15 protein-coding genes are annotated in these 15,946 nt (G+C 60.9%); 8 read left to right on the top strand and 7 right to left on the bottom strand.

What is annotated here, in order from left to right; all coding sequences use genetic code 11:
* Window positions 1-162: 162 nt before the first annotated feature.
* Window positions 163-834 carry a leucyl/phenylalanyl-tRNA--protein transferase gene (gene aat / locus VGG64_09085; protein HEY1599743.1) on the top strand — a complete coding sequence of 224 codons (672 nt, stop codon included), beginning with the start codon at window positions 163-165 and terminating at the stop codon, window positions 832-834.
* Between the two features lie 11 nt (window positions 835-845).
* On the opposite strand, the gene VGG64_09090 is transcribed toward aat, so the two are convergent.
* The 6 genes from VGG64_09090 to VGG64_09115 all read right to left on the bottom strand — a co-directional run bounded on the left by VGG64_09090 (window position 846) and on the right by VGG64_09115 (window position 6,218).
* Window positions 846-1,754 (bottom strand): sugar phosphate isomerase/epimerase family protein, encoded by a 909-nt coding sequence (locus VGG64_09090; GenBank protein ID HEY1599744.1) that lies wholly within the window; start codon window positions 1,752-1,754, stop codon window positions 846-848.
* Window positions 1,755-1,913: 159 nt separating this feature from the next.
* A complete protein-coding gene (locus tag VGG64_09095) occupies window positions 1,914-2,585 on the bottom strand; it encodes a hypothetical protein (GenBank protein HEY1599745.1) in 672 nt (223 codons plus the stop codon).
* A gap of 54 nt (window positions 2,586-2,639) precedes the next feature.
* Window positions 2,640-3,083, bottom strand: coding sequence for a DUF2752 domain-containing protein (locus VGG64_09100; GenBank protein HEY1599746.1), 444 nt, complete (start codon window positions 3,081-3,083; stop codon window positions 2,640-2,642).
* A gap of 242 nt (window positions 3,084-3,325) precedes the next feature.
* A complete protein-coding gene (locus tag VGG64_09105; protein ID HEY1599747.1) occupies window positions 3,326-4,159 on the bottom strand; it encodes a TIGR00282 family metallophosphoesterase in 834 nt (277 codons plus the stop codon).
* 19 nt (window positions 4,160-4,178) lie between these two features.
* Window positions 4,179-5,738: a ribonuclease Y gene (gene rny / locus VGG64_09110; protein ID HEY1599748.1), complete on the bottom strand. Its 1,560-nt coding sequence runs from the start codon at window positions 5,736-5,738 to the stop codon at window positions 4,179-4,181.
* Between the two features lie 192 nt (window positions 5,739-5,930).
* Complete coding sequence (locus tag VGG64_09115) at window positions 5,931-6,218, bottom strand: hypothetical protein (GenBank protein ID HEY1599749.1); 288 nt, start codon at window positions 6,216-6,218, stop codon at window positions 5,931-5,933.
* 359 nt (window positions 6,219-6,577) lie between these two features.
* On the opposite strand from VGG64_09115, the gene tilS reads away from it, so the two are divergent.
* The 5 genes from tilS (at window position 6,578) to VGG64_09140 (ending at window position 11,397) form a co-directional block, all read left to right on the top strand.
* Window positions 6,578-7,675: a tRNA lysidine(34) synthetase TilS gene (tilS, locus tag VGG64_09120; GenBank protein ID HEY1599750.1), complete on the top strand. Its 1,098-nt coding sequence runs from the start codon at window positions 6,578-6,580 to the stop codon at window positions 7,673-7,675.
* Between the two features lie 152 nt (window positions 7,676-7,827).
* On the top strand, window positions 7,828-8,745 hold the full coding sequence (locus VGG64_09125; protein HEY1599751.1) for a GNAT family N-acetyltransferase: 918 nt from the start codon (window positions 7,828-7,830) through the stop codon (window positions 8,743-8,745).
* A 397-nt stretch (window positions 8,746-9,142) separates the two neighbouring features.
* A complete protein-coding gene (locus VGG64_09130) occupies window positions 9,143-9,979 on the top strand; it encodes a hypothetical protein (protein HEY1599752.1) in 837 nt (278 codons plus the stop codon).
* 345 nt (window positions 9,980-10,324) lie between these two features.
* A complete protein-coding gene (locus tag VGG64_09135; GenBank protein HEY1599753.1) occupies window positions 10,325-10,687 on the top strand; it encodes a cupin domain-containing protein in 363 nt (120 codons plus the stop codon).
* Between the two features lie 419 nt (window positions 10,688-11,106).
* The gene (locus VGG64_09140) at window positions 11,107-11,397 is read left to right on the top strand and encodes a hypothetical protein (protein HEY1599754.1); all 291 of its coding nucleotides are present in this window, start codon (window positions 11,107-11,109) and stop codon (window positions 11,395-11,397) included.
* Window positions 11,398-11,453: 56 nt separating this feature from the next.
* On the opposite strand, the gene VGG64_09145 is transcribed toward VGG64_09140, so the two are convergent.
* On the bottom strand, window positions 11,454-12,416 hold the full coding sequence (locus VGG64_09145) for a hypothetical protein (GenBank protein ID HEY1599755.1): 963 nt from the start codon (window positions 12,414-12,416) through the stop codon (window positions 11,454-11,456).
* 696 nt (window positions 12,417-13,112) lie between these two features.
* Between VGG64_09145 and VGG64_09150 the strand changes: the two genes are divergently transcribed.
* Both VGG64_09150 and VGG64_09155 read left to right on the top strand, forming a co-directional pair.
* Complete coding sequence (locus VGG64_09150) at window positions 13,113-14,690, top strand: Hsp70 family protein (GenBank protein HEY1599756.1); 1,578 nt, start codon at window positions 13,113-13,115, stop codon at window positions 14,688-14,690.
* Window positions 14,691-14,889: 199 nt separating this feature from the next.
* Complete coding sequence (locus VGG64_09155; GenBank protein HEY1599757.1) at window positions 14,890-15,942, top strand: hypothetical protein; 1,053 nt, start codon at window positions 14,890-14,892, stop codon at window positions 15,940-15,942.
* The last annotated feature ends 4 nt before the right edge of the window (window positions 15,943-15,946 follow it).

Raw genomic sequence — 15,946 nt, forward strand, 5'->3', positions numbered from 1 at the left:
AACTGCGAGGCATGTGCAGCAAACGCGTCGCACCGTCGCGCACGAATTGCTTGTTCGCTCGACGTGCCTCTGTTATAAGAGCGCCGAGGGGACCGCGAGTTCCCCAGGCTTTACCTACAGACCGTGCAGTGCGAGATGGTCCGAGTCTCGAGCCGCGCTAGCGTGAGTCGAACGCCGCAGTTCTTTCCGCCTGTCGAGCAGGCGGACGCGGCGGGCCTGATCGGCGTGGGCGGAGAGCTCAATACCTCGTGGTTGCTGGATGCATACCAGCACGGGATCTTTCCGTGGCCATTGTCGGACGGCCTGCTGGCCTGGTGGTCGCCCGACCCGCGCGCGGTGATCGAGTTTGATCGATTTCATCCGTCGCGCCGCTTACTGCGCACGTGCCGTGCCGGTCGGTTTCAGGTCACCTTCGATCGTGACTTTCGCGGCGTGATCCACGGCTGCGCAAATTCGCAAGAACGTCCGCACGGCACTTGGATTACGCCCCAGATGCAAACTGCCTATGTGGCCCTGCACGATCTCGGTGTGGCACACAGTGTCGAAGCTTGGGACCAGGGCATCTTGGCCGGCGGCGTGTACGGCTTGTCGCTGGGAGCGTACTTTGCGGCAGAATCGATGTTCTACCAGGTGCGTGACGCGTCCAAGGTTGCGCTTGTGGCGCTGGTCGACCGACTGCGCAGCCAAGGCTTCCAACTGCTCGATATCCAACAGCTGACGCCGCACACCGAAAGCCTGGGGGCCAGCACGATTCCTCGCGCAGAGTTTTTGGCTCGCTTGCGACAAGCCCAGGCCGAATCCGCGGACTTTAGCGCGCGTTCGCCAACCGCGTAAGCGCGGCACCATCAGCCAATCAATGGCCGCAGTACGTTACGCGAAATGCGCAGCGAGTGCTTGCGCGCTTCCATCGTGTCGCGGAATGAGTCGTCCTCGACTTCGATGCAGATGGGCCCTTGATAGCCGACGTCGGTCAGGGCCGAGATCCAGGCCGCCCAGTCGATCGACCCCAGACCGGGGATTTTCGGCGTGCTCCAGCCGAGGCCCAAGATCCCTCGGTCGTCAAGCTTCTGGCGGTCGAGCTTCATATCCTTGGCGTGCGTGTGGAACAGCCGGTCGCGGAAATCGTAAATCGGTCGCAGATAATCCATCATCTGCAGGATCATGTGCGAAGGATCATAGTTCAGTCCAAAATGGCTCGACGGAATCTTCTCGAACATCCGCCGCCAGACGGCGGGCGAGTAAGCCATGTTCTTGCCCGCCGGCCATTCGTCCCAGCTAAACAACATTGGGCAGTTCTCGATGCCGATTTTCATATCGTGATCTTCGGCAAAGCGGATCAGATCGGGCCACACGTTGACGAACAGCGCGAAGTTATCGTCGGCATTGCGGCGATGGTCGGCACCGATGAAGGTGTTGACATTCTTCAGACCGAGCAGCCGGGCCGCACGAATGACTTTTTTCAGATGGTCGGTCGCCACCTGCGCCTCTTCGGCGTCGCCCGAGAGAATGTTCGGGTAATAGCCCAGCCCAGATAGGCTGACTCCCTGTTTGGCCGCCAAGGCCTGCACGTCGTCGGCCGCGGCTTGCGAGAAATCTCCGACGTCGATGTGCGTGACACCGGCGAACTTGCGTTCTGCCTTGCCGACGGGCCAGCACATCACCTCGACGCAGTCGAAGCGTTCTGCGGCGGCAAACTGCAGAACTTCGGCGAGGCTCAGGTCAGGAAGGATGGCGGTAACAAAGCCGAGTTGCATGCGTCACTCCTGGCGGGAAAACCGGCGGCGCCCCGCGACCACAGTACGCAGCCATGTCGCGCACAGGCGATTGATCGGGCGAATTTTCCCACGACACAAGCAGACACGCAAGCCACCGCGAAATCAGCGCAAGGGGGCGCCAACGTATAGGGCCGGATGTTACTCGTCGTGGAAGCCCTGGGCGTCGAGCGCCACGTCGGCTTGTCCGTCGTGCGAGTAGAAGTGCCGTCCTACGATGTCTGCCAGGTGCGCCACAAAGCGGCGACGGAAGTCATCCTCGGGCAGCGATGTGTCTACGCCACGATTCGGTGGATAGACAACACGCGGAATGGACTTGTTGTAGACGGTCTTGCCGCCATCGGCCACGTCGTACACGGTGACCGACAGCCGGGCCTTGCCTTGATACAGCGTCTGGCTCTGGTAGAGGCTGAATTCTTCGACGTCGATGCCTACGACCATATCGGCTTTGAGCGCCTTGCCGACTTCGGCAAAATCATCCCAGTCGTTTTCGTCGGTCCATTCGGCGACCTCGCGCGGATCGACGATCGATATCTTACGCACGCGCTGCGACATCAAGCGGCCGACTTGAACGGCCAGCTCCTGTGCACTGCGCGTGCCTGTGGAATATTGCAGCTCGACAAGGGGCCGGCAGACGACCGCCACGCGTTTGTTCCGTAGCCCATTCCAATCGGCGTCGACATCATTGCCTTTGACCAGCCAGGCGGCCGTCGCCAGGGCGTTGACGCAGCCGGTTTGCAGCGGCGCGAGCGCCACAATCATGAGCCAGGCGACAATTTGCCGAAATTGCCAACGACGAGTCGAGCGGTCCATCGTTCTACCTCGTTCGGTACGGTTTCAGCTTGCCTTTGCGGCCACGATTTAACGTCAGCCGGTCGCTAGCCGAATTGCCCAATCCAAAAGCGTTATTGCCGCCAGCGCCAGCGCGCCGGTGGCCCATACCCAATCGTTGGGAATTTTCACTAACCATCTGCCACGAACTGCGGAGATCACGCACACCGTTGCCACCACCACCGCCACGACGGCCAGCAGCGTGCCACCAACGTTTGCCGCCAGAGCCTGGCGCCAGTGGCCATGAGTCGCGTGCGACCACGACGTCGTCATTCCACAGGACGGACAGCGAATGCCGAATAGCGATCGAAAGGTGCAGGGGGGCAACCCCAGCTGTTCGTGTGTCCCCAAACCTGCCGGATTCGGGTGCAAGCTGGCTGCCACCACAAGCAACCCAGCTAGACCTGCTCCGCACGCGCCGAGCAACAGACGCCGGCGGAACGAAAGCTGACAGGAATTCGAGAAAACACTCGTATTCACGATAACGGGAAAGGCGAGGGAGAATAGCGGGGCACCACTTGGGCCGCAATACCGATTAACCGCTGTCGCCACGGTAGCAGAGCCCTGGCCCAGTAAGCCAGTGGTCCCGTGCCCTAACATCGTTCTCGGGGAGTTGCTATGGCAGGCAGACCGGCAGAGCCCACGCGGCGGGCGGATCACCAGCTGCGCACGTAAAGCATCGTTAGCATAGCTCCCAGGACCAGTGGTTGCCTGGGCCCGAACTAGTTGGTCTGCGCGGCCGGATTCTGCGCGAGTTGCCCAAGCTTGACTGCCTCGGCCGCCGCAATGCATACCCGGCGAATGCCGCTCGCCCGGCCAGTCGACTCGTCGACGTCCACAATCGAGCCGCATAGCCGCGGGTCGCCCGAGGCGACCTCAAAATGCGTAGGCAAAAACGTGCGTGTCGTCTCCAGCACGCGGTCGATGCGCCGTCCAAGAATGCTTTCATACGGGCCCGTCATGCCGACATCGCACTGAAAGGCCGTCCCGCCGGGGAGGATTTGCTCGTCAGCCGTTGGCACGTGGGTATGCGTGCCCAACACCGCCGACACGCGACCGTCCAAATAGCGCCCCAACAGCTGCTTGTCGCTAGTGGCCTCGGCGTGGCAATCGAGCACCACCACCTTGACCGTCTCTGGCAAGTGAGACAACACGCGATCGGCCGCGGTGAACGGACAATCGACCGGACGCATGAAGACGCGCCCCAGCAAGCTGAACACAGCCACTTCGACACCATTGCGCGCTTTGACGACGGCAAACTCGTGGCCCGCCGCCTCGGCCGGATAGTTGGCCGGCTTGACGATGTTCGATTCCTGGTCCAACAACGGCGCAATTTCCTGCCGCCGATAGATGTGGTCGCCCAGCGTGATGCAATCCACGCCGGCCCGGATCAACTCGCGATAAATGGCGGGCGTTATGCCCGACCCGCCGGCCGCGTTCTCGCCGTTCGCCACGACGAAATCGAGGCCTTCGCGAATGATAAGTCCCGGCAGCGCCTGCACAATGATGCTGCGCCCAGGCTTTCCGACGACATCTCCGATTAGCAGAATGCGCACGGCCGAAAATCCTTGGATGCTAACGTGCCACTTCGGTGAATCGCGATTCGCGTAGTACGGTTACCTTGATTTCGCCGGGATATGTCAGCTGCTCCTCAAACGCCTTGGCGATGTCGTGGCAGATCTTGGCTGCCGAGTCGTCGGTAGTGTCCTTGGCGCTGGCCAGCACGCGCAACTCGCGTCCCGCTTGAATGGCGAAGGCGTGATCGACCCCCGGGAAACCGCAGGCAATCGTTTCCAGCTCTTCCATACGCTTGATGTACCGTTCGAGCGTTTCCCGACGGGCACCTGGGCGCGATGCGCTGCAGGCATCGGCCGCCGCCACCAACACGGTATAAGGATTGTCGATCCGCAGATCGTCGTGATGACCTAGAGCGGCATGTACGACCTCGGGCCGTTCATTGTGACGCTTGAGGATGTCGGCGCCGATCTTGGGATGCCCCCCCTCGGCTTCGTGATCCGCCGCCTTGCCGATGTCGTGCAACAGGCCGCAGCGCCGCGCCAACCGGCCGTCTAGGCCGATTTCCTCGGCCATCATGCCCGTCAAGAACGCCACTTCGATCGAATGCCGCAGCACGTTCTGGCTGTAGCTGGTGCGAAATCGGAGCCGCCCCAGCAGATGGATGATCTTGGGGTGCAAGCCCGGAACGTCGGCCTCTTGAGCCGCCTCCTCGCCGAGCTGCTGCAGGTGCTTTTCCAGCTCGGTCTGCGTCTCGGCGACGATTTCCTCGATCCGCGTGGGATGGATCCGTCCGTCGGCGATCAGCTTGCTAAGCGAGATGCGGGCCACCTCGCGGCGCACCATGTCGAAGCCGCTGACGATCACCACGCCCGGCGTGTCATCGATAATGACGTCCACGCCCGTCGCTTTCTCGAAGGCGCGGATGTTGCGTCCCTCGCGACCGATGATGCGTCCCTTCATATCGTCGTTGGGGATGTCGACGGTGCTGGTAGTGGTCTCGGCCGTATGTGCCGCGGCATAGCGCTGCAATGCGGTGATCATGATGTCGCGAGATTTCTCCTCGCAGACTTCGGCCATGTGCCGCTCATGCTTCATGATCAGCGCCCCGGACTCGTGCTGCAGCTCGCTATCGAGCCGCTCGAGCAAGCGCCGGGTGGCCTCCTCTTTGGAAAGCCCCGAAACCTGGTGCAATGTCTGGCGCTGCAGGTCGAGCACTTTGCCTAGTTCCTCATTTCGGCGGTTCGTCTCCTCGATGCGTTCGGCCAGTTTGCGTTGGTTGCCCTCGACCATTTTTTCCTGCTTGCGCAGTTGGTCGGTCTGTTGGTCGAGCGTGTCTTGTCGCTTGTCGAGCATGCGATCGCGTTCGTGCAGTTCCTGGCGCACGATGCTCAGTTCTTTTTCCCCTTCGGCCTTGGTGTGAATGGCCAATTCCTTGGCCTCGAGCTCGGCCTCTTTGCGGCGGTTTTCGACGTCGCGATTGGCACGCTCGATGATCTCGGCCGCGCGTTTCTCCGCGTCCGTGTGGCGAAGGTAATCCAGTAGCTTGACCGCCACCAAGGTCATGATCGCGGCGCCACCCGCGGTGACTAGCACAAGCAAAGCAGTAGACGAATCCACGTTGAACTCCCCCTCAGCAAAAAATGAACGCCGCGAGGCGTGACCGATCACGCGCACGACGATTGGCCCGAAGATTGGCTCAGGCGCAAGGCCGGCCAAGGGGAAGCGCGCCAAGAAGCGGTCGATGACGACCGTCTACGGCTGGCGAGAACCAGATAGGCGCTAATGCGAAGAAGAACCGACCAGCGTTTTTCAGCGACGATCGTTAGGGGGTTCGATCGCTGATCGACCGCTCGACCAGCGCACCTTCCCCGGTGGCGGCACGCTATGCCGCCAAAATCGCGCATCAACACTGCAAACCACGGTGACCATCGTCATCCAGTCGGCTGTCGGAAGCTGAAAGCCAAGGCACGGGCTGGGGTCAGTCCCACGAGGGGTCTGACGAGGTGGCCGTGCTAACTCGACTTGGGGGGCCTTCTTGCCTTCGCCGTTCGGGAGCAATCCCAGCAGCTGTTGCAAGATAATGATCAGTAGGTGCATCGTTTCGGCCTGCTCCGAGAGTGACTGGTTCTTCCCACGTCAGGCAGATCCAGTTGCAAACTCGCTATAACTTCCCTTGGCAGACGCTCACTAGGATGAGCCGCCGCCGCGGTACAAACTCGCCAGCGGAAATCACATTTTGGCAGGTTGCTGGCATGTCGGCCCGCGGACAACCACGATAAAAACCGTGGCCAAATGGCGGGAACTCGCTGCCGGTCCTGGACTTGTAATACTAACAGAGTCTGAACAGTCTGCAACCATTTTGGAATGTGCCGCGCACGGGGCAGCATGCCATGACCGATGGACCCACGGCCGAGGCACGGTAAGACGCTGCCAGCACCCCCAACTTCTCAGAAATCATGCGGCAACTTGAACACTCTTTTGCCCAGGCTTGGCCCAGCCCGCGGTGGCATGACGTCACCGTCCTGCTGGCCGTGTCGGGCGGGCCCGATAGCGTGGCCCTGGCCCGGGCTGTGGCCGCCCTGAGCCCGTCCTCCAGCGGCAGGATCCTGGTGGCTCACTATAATCATGCCCTGCGCGGCGAGCGGTCCGACGCCGATGAACGCTTCGTCGTCGAATTGTCCCAACAGCTCGGCTGGCAATGTCATGTTGGTCGTGCCCAAAGCGGCGTGACGCCTGTGAGCCGCTCCGCAGCCGACGAACATCGACCTATGCCCGGCGCGGATGCCGTCGACGTCGGTTCCGACTCGCTGGTACAGCGGACGCATGCCCTATCAAGCAGCGAAGAATACTCCCGCACCGCGCGGTACGACTTTCTGAAAGCTACCGCCCAACAAGTCGGAGCGCGCTATGTAGTCACGGCGCATACGGCCGACGATCAGGCCGAAACCGTGCTCCACCATATTGTGCGCGGAACAGGATTGACTGGTCTGGCAGGAATGTCCCACGCACGCGAGCTAATACTCGGTATCGCGCTGGTGCGACCATTGTTGGCCGTGCGGCGTGCTGAGGTGTTGGCCTATCTGCAGGACCTAGGCCAGGACTATCGCGTGGATGACTCCAACGTCGATCGGGGTTATACGCGCAATCGACTACGCCACGATTTGCTGCCGCAATTAACGGCCCAATACAACCCGCGGATCGTGGACTCGCTATTGCGTCTGGCGGCACTCGCGGGTGGAGCGCAGGCGGCACTCGAACCGCAAACGGCTGCCCTTATGGAGCAATGCGTCGCCGCTACGGACAAATCGCAACTGCTGATCGCCACGGGCCCTCTCACCTGCGCGCACCGCTATCTGGTCCGCGAGGCGCTGATTGCCGCCTGGCGAATCCAGGGCTGGCCAATGCAGGCCATGGGCTACGAGCAATGGGAGTTGCTGGCCACTCTCGCGACAGATCCCGTCACACCTGGCAACGGGTTAAAGCGAGTGCTTCCTGGCGAGATTGTCGCAGAACGCTCCGGCAATCATCTGATTCTGAGTCGACCATCCCCTTAGAACTATCGGAGTCTGGCGTTGAGGCTGCCGTCGACCTACCCCATATACGTTCCCGCGTGAACCGCTTGCCGGTCTGCCGTGTCTTTCGCGCGATAAGCAGCACGTCAGCGACCCGCACGTTTCTCGATTTCCCTCCGCGGCCAATTGCGCCTATGCCGATCACGATCCGTCCGCTCGTCGAGATTGACTTGCCCGTGGCTGACCGCATCCTGCAAGCGGCCTTTGGGCGCAATCAAAGTTTCGTGGAAATGCTGCAGCTTAACGGGGCCGCGCAGCCGGGAAATCAACTGGTCGCTGTTCGCGCCGGACAGGTCGTCGGTACCGTGGGCGCCGTCAACTTCGGCCAGTTCGCCTACATAGCCTTGATGGGCGTTGATCCTGCGCAACAGGGTCGTGGCATCGCGCGGCGCTTGATGGAGCACGTATTGGCACGGCTCGACGATCACGGCTGCCCGATTGTGCTGCTGGATGCCACGGACGTCGGCGCTGTGCTGTACGAAAAGCTCGGCTTTGCCGACGATTCGAGCGCCTATGAATTCGAAGGAGACAATTCGCTCGCTAGCAATGTCGCGTCCACGCTTGGCTCGCAGCGTGGCCCGGACTCGATTCGCGCGAAGGATTCGTCGTTGTCGACGGCGACGCGAAATCTAGGTGTCGCGCGCATGACCGATGCCGATCTGGTCGAGGTCATCGAATTCGATTTACCGAGGTTCGGAGCCGATCGGGGCCAGGTCTTGCAAATCCTGCTGAACGAGTTCCCTGAGCGGGCCTTTGTCTGCCGAGACGTCACGGGCCAGGTCACCGGATACTTGTTCGCCCGCACGGTCCTGGGACCCTGGGTGGCCGCGAATGCCGCGACCGCCGAAGACCTGCTGGCTGTTGCCCGCACGCTGCCCTCGCCGGAACCGCTACGCGTGCTCGTGCCACGATCGAACCATGCTGCTTGCGATCTGCTGGCGCGGAACGGCCTGCATTCGATTCGAAAACTTCGGCACATGCGGCGTGGTGGCACCGTACCCCCGGGCAGGCCAGAGTGCCTGTTCGGACAAGTGAGCTTTGGCTTGGGCTAAACCGGAATCGCGGTCCTCTGACCAGATGATCGTGCCGCGTGTGCGTGACGATCCAAAACCGCTTTAGATCTGGCCGATTTTGCCGCCAGATTGGCGAGCATTCTCAGATAGTGTTCGCCAGGTATGAAGCGCCTTGGATCGACGCGCGATGGCAGATTCGACCTTCACCAACAAAAAAAGTCTGCCCGGGATTGCTCCCGGGCAGACTTCAGGGTTCACACACAACCGCCAATTATATGCGGCTTAGTTGCGACGAGCGACCGAGCTGGTCTGGACGATCCGACGCTTGCCCTGCACCGAAGCCGATTGATCGGCAACTGGAGGAGCGGGGGGGACGTCGCTGCCCGAATCAGCCGCGGCGCCACCGCCACAGCTGTTGCAGCCACCGGCACAGCCGTTGTTGTCACCGCAGCAGCTGTTGCAGCTGTTGCAGCTCGAGCAGCTGTTGCAGCACGACTTCTTGCAGTGGAACAGGCCACTGAACAAGCCGCAGTGCTTTTTCTTGCAGCAGCCGCTGTTGCAGCTGTTGCAGGCCGGAGCCTCGCAGCAGGTGGGCTCAGCAGCACAGCAAGCCGGTTCGCAAGCGGGAGCTGCACAGCAGGTCGGCTCGCAAGCCGGGGCGCAGCAGCTCTTCTTGCAGCTATGGCAACCACCAAACAGGCCATGGCAACCACCGAACAGGCCGCAGTGCTTTTTCTTGCAGCAGCCGGTGTTGCAGCTATTGCAGCTGTCGCAGGCCGAAGCTTCGCAGCATGTCGGTTCAGCGGCACAGCAAGTTGGCGCAGCAGCACAGCACGTGGGCTCAGCGGCACAGCAGGACGGTTCGGCGTCACAGCACGAAGCTTCGCAGCAGCTGTTGCAGCCGCCGCATCCGCCCGAAGAGGCGCCGAGCAAGCGATCCAGAAGCTCGAAGCCAAAGCTCTGGCTACACAAGCCTACGCTAACGACGAGCGCTCCAAAAAGCATGTTCCATTTCATCGACCAACGTCTCCTTTGCAACGAACTGAGGGCGGCAGGGCATGCCGTACTGACGAACGCCACGAGCTACACCGTATTTCAGTCGAGCGAGTGGCTCGCTCTTATCCGTGGGTTGGTTCTGCCTTTGTTGTCGGGGGTAGAACCGGATTGCGGTGGGTACGCTTGGCGGTCGCAGGAGGGCAGCTTGGGTCGGAACCCGCAGTTCAAACCGTTTTGCATCGAGGGCCGTCGAACCATTCCTTGGCTCGATGTATAACTGGCGGCTGCTCAATGCCTCCCTGACTTGCCTTTGCGGGCAGGTGTTCCTCGGTGAGGGACAGTGAGGGTATCGGCTGCCCTGAGAAGACGCCTTGAGAGTGCGGAAGTAATTTTCAGCAAATGGCTTAACGCTCTTCCTGCGCAAACTTTGCTATGCTGGCAAGGTAGCCAAACCTTGACGATAGTAGCGCCCTGGGACTCGGTTTAAAGAGCCGCATTTATGGCCCTGGTTTGACGCCGTAGCCGCTGGGTTGACGCTACCGTAAACTGGTAATTGCTATCCACATGGCGATCGCTGGCCACGTTGGTTCGGTCTGAATTTTCCCCCACAGGACACCGTTAAATGTCGTCGGCCATTGCCCGCCGCTTCGAGGTCGCAGACTTGACCCAGATTCCGCCGATCGACTGTCCGTGCGGATCGGCACGCCGTGCCTTTGTGGATTTGGAGGACTATCCTGCGACAGTGCATCGCACCGAGATCTCGGCTGACGCGCGGTTGCACTATCACAAGCGGCTTACCGAGACCTATTACTTCCTCGAATGCACGCCCGCAGCACGCATGCAGCTCGACGAGGAGCTGATTCCCGTGCGGCCGGGGATGTGCGTAGTTATCCGACCGGGATGTCGGCACCGCGCTGTTGGCCAGATGACGGTGCTGGTGATCTGCACGCCGAAGTTTGACCCGGCCGACGAGTGGTTCGACTGACTCTGCGAGCAGCGTGTTGGGCCGGGTCACATGTGGCGAGCGACCATGCAGAACGTCGCGCATCATGTCGGCCGCAGGCGGACGCCAAGTAGTCTTTCGCATGGTGCGACGGCCAGGTTCCGAAACCACTCTCAGCCGCAGGCAATATCTAGGGCCTGGCAAGCTGGTCGATCATCGGGCAATCGGGTATGATGTCGGCCGACTAGATTCAACCTCCCCCTCGTCGGCGGGGAGGTTGCAACTAGGCAGCTCGAGCCTGGGGTTGCTTTTCGCGGGGGACTCCGTTGGTGATCTGAAGCGGGGGGTGCGTGGGTTGCCCTCCAGCGATCGCTGCGGTCTGGTCCGCCGACAACAATACAAGAATGAAGCTTCGTTTGAGGGAGCTTCCGGTTGGCATTTGAAGCGGGGGGAACAACGCCATGGCGCGCAAGCTCGTAAATCGAAAAGAATTGCGGAAAGAAAACGACGCGGCCGAAGCCGCTGCGCCGAAGCCGGCGAAAAAGGCCCCGGCCAAGCGCAAGAGCCGTGCCAAAGCCGCCAAGGACGTGCGACTGAAAGCCTTCTGGGGCGTCTTCAACCAGTCGCTCAAGCGGGTCGCGCTGTTCGAGTACAGCGAGAAGAAATCGGCCGACAAAAAGGCGGCCGAACTAACGGCCTCGCAAAAGACACCGCACTTTGTCCAACCGGTCAAAGAAGCCATCGCTGAATAGTCGGCATCTTTCTGCTGGCCCCTACGATGCTGCCGGCCGAACGGGCTCTTGGCGAGCTACTGCGGCGATTGCAGCTCGATTTCTGTGCGAACTCGGCACGTTGCGCCATACAGGCCGCTGACTACCTGCAACCCAGAGGCGTTGGTGGTGTAAGCCGTGTCCGAGTCGTCTGGTGTCGTCGCGCGGCGTTCGATTGGGCCTCGTCGATGGTCGGTTGCCGAACTAAGGTTACGGTACGACGGGCGAGCAGTCCCACTTTGATGAGCCGTGGAGGACACATGGCGTAATCTGAGCGGTGTCGGCCGCGGAGCCGTACCAGTCTCGCGGCGAATCATCACGAGCAACACTGCTATCTCCTCGTGTACGTCCTGCATCTGGCTGATTACGAGCAGATCACCCACCGCAAACGGCTGAATGCTACCGGGGCCGCCATTGTCGTCCCACGAGTCGGGTTGAATCGTGTTCGTAATTAAATTCATAAGCGGTCCCCAGTTGTGACCGACGCCGATCAGGTCGCTGACGGGGTAGATCTTGGTCGTAAGAATCTCGTCGGCCTTTTCCTTGCTCGTGATCTTCACGACTTCGTCTTGGATGACCCAGGTCAGATCGAATTCTTCGAGAATCAGGTCGAGGGCCCCGCGCAAGGATACCCCCCGGACAGATCGCGTTACCGGTGCTTTCTGATCGACGGCGGCGTCCGCAAGTCCCTTGTTATCGAGTTGCATCGGCACGCCATATCTTGTCGACAGCTGTGCAATGGCATCGTCCAGCTGTGTATTGTGGAAGTCAATCGAGACGGTCTCTTCGATTGCTTGTCCAAGGCGTTCCTCAACGGCCGTGGCGCGATCGACGCGCAGGACTGCGCGATCGACGCGCGACATAGGTCGAACGATTGGTGGCGCCACGGAATTGTCAGTTGCGCCGCGGCCAAGTTGCGCATGAGCCGGTTCGATGCCAGGCTGCGCGAGCAACCAGGCAATGCCCGTGATCGCGGAGAATATGCGAAGCTTTGTAGGCATGGTGCCAGCTCCCGAAGATCGGCACGTAGTGAAGGGGCGTGCCTGATTGCCACTGACAATTCTGTCGGGTTATGCAACAGGGCACGAAGGATGTCGCGGAAATCATTCCCCGTCCGGCGCTGCCGGTGCGGGCGTGGAGATGCCTGCACGCGCCATGCCACCGCCGCCGATTCCGTTATCAATCACAAGCGCTGCCACTAACGCGAAAGTGCGTGACATCTGGGCCCCTCCTTCGGCTGATGAAGAATTCACGGAACCGTGAATCGAGCAGAGACGTGGGTCGTCGCGCGGTTCCGGTCGCTCGACGCTCCTAGCGCGAATGCTACCGCTGCCCCCAGGAACTTGCAATGAAAATCCGCAGTTCGTTGTCAGGCCATTGATTGGCGCTTGCCGGGTTCCAAACTCTCGCCGACCCGTGCTGCAATTTACCACCCGTGGCGGTGGTACGTCGGACGTCGATCGCGGGAGTGTCAGGTTGCCACTTCCCCGGGCTACGGACCGAGCGTAGAGTCTATCAGGCGACGCTTCGTTGACTCGCGGTCGCGGCCAGCCCACAATCGTTTTTCCGAGCTGGGGAAAAGCGCCGCCGGTCTGCGCTGGGCGTTGAGAACAGGCTCTTCTTGCCACGTCCAGCTCGACGGTCAATGCGCCTCGCCAGCCGATCATCCACCGACCAACGCGGAAGCAACGTTTCCTATGGAGTTCCAACCCGGTAAGACCGTCGGCATCGATCTAGGAACGACCTTTTCGGCCATTGCCCACCTGGACGAGCAGGGAAACCCTGTGGCGCTGCTGAATGAGGACGAGGAGATCGAAACGCCCAGCTTGATTCTGCTGGCCGAAAGCGGCCATGTGATTGTCGGGCCCAGTCGCATGCGTGCGGCGATGGAAGACCCCGAGCATGTCGTCGAGCGCGTCAAACGGCAGATGGGCAACGCCGAGTTCAAGAGAACCTTCGATGGTCGCGAGATCACGCCCGAATTCCTGTCGGCCTTGATTCTGAAAAAGCTTCGCCAGGACGCGGAAAAACAAATCGGCCCGATCGGCAATGCCGTGATCACGGTGCCGGCGTATTTCAACGATTCGCGCCGCAAGGCGACGCAAGACGCCGGCAAGATCGCGGGCTTGAACGTGGTGGACATCATCAACGAGCCGACGGCGGCCACGCTGACCTACGCCTGGCATCGTGGTGAACTGGGCGCCGCCAAGCACAGCTTCGATCGACCGCATCAAGCGCTCGTGTACGATTTGGGCGGAGGTACATTCGACGTCACTGTTGTCCGTTACACGCCGACGCATTTTCAGGTGCTGGCGACCGACGGCGATGTGCAGCTAGGGGGCGTCGACTGGAACGATCGGATACTCGAACACGTGGCCCGCGAGTTTCAGTCGCGGCATGGCATCGATCTCCGCACGTCGCCCGCCACGATGCAGATGCTGAGGCACGATTGCGATCAAGCAAAGATTGCGCTCACGGAAGATAACCAGACGTCGATCATGTGCCGCCACGAAGGCAAGAGCGTCTCCGTAACCATCACGCGCGAACAGTTCGATGACATGACCGCGGACTTGATGCAACGCACGATCGACACCACCGAGCAAGTGCTCGAACAGGCCAAGATGACGGCCGACCAACTGGATGCCGTCGTGCTTGTCGGCGGTTCTACATTGATGCCAAAAGTCGCCCAATTGCTCGAGCAGGCGACCGGCAAAAAACCTTACCAGGGCATTTCACCCCATACCTCGGTGGCGCAGGGAGCGGCAATTCATGCGGCCATCCTGGAAGCCAAATTTCGTGGCGACAAGAGCGAGCTGGGCGAGAAAGTACGCAAGTACCTGCAACAGATCAAACAGGAAGACGTCAATTCTCACGGGCTAGGTGTGGCCGTAAAGCATCCCAGAACCGGCAAGATGATCAATCACCTGATGATCCGCCGCAATACGCGGCTACCGGCCGAGACGAAGCAGACATTCAGGACCAACGCCGCCGCTCAGCAACGTGTCACTGTAAGAGTCATCGAGGGAGACGCTCCCGATCCCGACGCCTGCCTGTTGATTGGCAACTGCCGCATCACCGATTTGCCGCCGAACCTGCCGCAGGGTTCACCCATCGAAGTGACCTACGCTTTCGACGGTTCAGGCCGCGTCCGCGTGCGGGCGCGTGACGTGACAGGTGGCCACGAAGCCACGATCGAAATCGAGCGCAAGAGCGGACTGGATGAGACCCAGGTCGACGCCTATACGAGTCTGGCGAACGATTACGTCGTGGAATAGACTCGTGGCGTATCGGCCCGCGGGAATGCCGGGAAACCAGCTCGTGTCCCGCGGACGAGTGGCTGGCGATCGATCACCCCTTTTTTCGGCCTTCTGCCAACCCGGCGGCGGGCTCTTGTGCTGTCCAGGGTTGGCCAGTTTTCCCGCTCGAATTTCGACAAGACCCGCGCCGCATTCCAGATATCCACAGACGACTGTCATGGCAAAGCAGCTAGAAGTTTATCGCGATTGGTTGGGCATTACCGACGAGACGCGGCCCCTGAGCCACTATCAGCTCTTGCGGTTGACCAAATTCGAAGACGATCCGGCCAAGATTCGCTTGCACTACCGCAAGATGAACTCCCACGTGCGCAAGTTCGCCACCGGAGATTTTGCCCAGCAGTCGCAAGATCTGCTCAACGAACTGGCCAAGGCCATGCTGTGCCTGACCGACACGCGCCGCAAGGGAGAATACGATGCGTCCCTCGGTCGCGGCGAAGGGAGCAAACGGCGCAAGCACACGCTCGAAGAGATTCTTATCGGCCGCAAGATCATCGACAGCGCCGGGCTCGACAAGGCCCGCAACCTGGCCAAGGCCATCAACCTGGAAATCCGCGATGCGGTCATGCAGCAAAAAATGGCCCCGGCCGATGCTGTAATGATGGCCTATGCCGAATCCTTGGGCCTGCCGTATATCGACCTGGGAGACGTCGGAGTCGACGAGCAACTGGTGCCCAAGGTGCCGGCGGTGCTCGCGCGGCAGCATTCCTGCGTGCCGGTGATGGCCGACAAAGGGGAACTGCTAATGGCCTCGCCGAATCCGTTGATTCCGGAAATCGAAGAGGAGCTGCGTTTACGCATCGGCATGCCGGTGCGCACCGTGCTGTGTACGCCGGGCGAGGTGAACGCCGCGCTGGCCAAGTACTTTCCCAAAGAAGCCGCCGTCGCTCAGATGGCGGCCGGAGTCGGATCCGGCACGCCGCCGGCCAGTGTCGCCAAGCCTGCACCCAAGGAACAAGCGACTGCCGAAGCAGGGGACGCACCGGAAAAAGCTGACAAGGCCACCATGCGCAAGCGTATGCAGATGGGAGCTGGGCTGGGCTTTATGTGGGGCTTTATCAGTCTGGTGCTAGTCGGCAACATCGCCTCGGCCCGCACGCTGAAAGGCTGGCACTTGGACGGTAGTCTAAAGCTTTATGGGGTGGCCTTGGGCCTGGGGCTGATCTTGGCTGCTATCGGCTTTTTCGTTGGTGGACAGTTCAAGCGCGCTTGATCTC

It is taken from the genome of Pirellulales bacterium, from assembly GCA_036490175.1.
GTDB lineage: Bacteria > Planctomycetota > Planctomycetia > Pirellulales > JACPPG01 > JACPPG01.

Coding starts and splice junctions, on each gene's coding strand:
- VGG64_09090 (HEY1599744.1), bottom strand. CDS start 1,754: ATGCAACTCGGCTTTGTTACCGCCATCCTTCCTGACCTGAGCCTCGCC.
- VGG64_09095 (HEY1599745.1), bottom strand. CDS start 2,585: ATGGACCGCTCGACTCGTCGTTGGCAATTTCGGCAAATTGTCGCCTGG.
- VGG64_09115 (HEY1599749.1), bottom strand. CDS start 6,218: ATGCACCTACTGATCATTATCTTGCAACAGCTGCTGGGATTGCTCCCG.
- tilS (HEY1599750.1), top strand. CDS start 6,578: ATGCGGCAACTTGAACACTCTTTTGCCCAGGCTTGGCCCAGCCCGCGG.
- VGG64_09125 (HEY1599751.1), top strand. CDS start 7,828: ATGCCGATCACGATCCGTCCGCTCGTCGAGATTGACTTGCCCGTGGCT.
- VGG64_09135 (HEY1599753.1), top strand. CDS start 10,325: ATGTCGTCGGCCATTGCCCGCCGCTTCGAGGTCGCAGACTTGACCCAG.
- VGG64_09140 (HEY1599754.1), top strand. CDS start 11,107: ATGGCGCGCAAGCTCGTAAATCGAAAAGAATTGCGGAAAGAAAACGAC.
- VGG64_09145 (HEY1599755.1), bottom strand. CDS start 12,416: ATGCCTACAAAGCTTCGCATATTCTCCGCGATCACGGGCATTGCCTGG.
- VGG64_09150 (HEY1599756.1), top strand. CDS start 13,113: ATGGAGTTCCAACCCGGTAAGACCGTCGGCATCGATCTAGGAACGACC.
- VGG64_09155 (HEY1599757.1), top strand. CDS start 14,890: ATGGCAAAGCAGCTAGAAGTTTATCGCGATTGGTTGGGCATTACCGAC.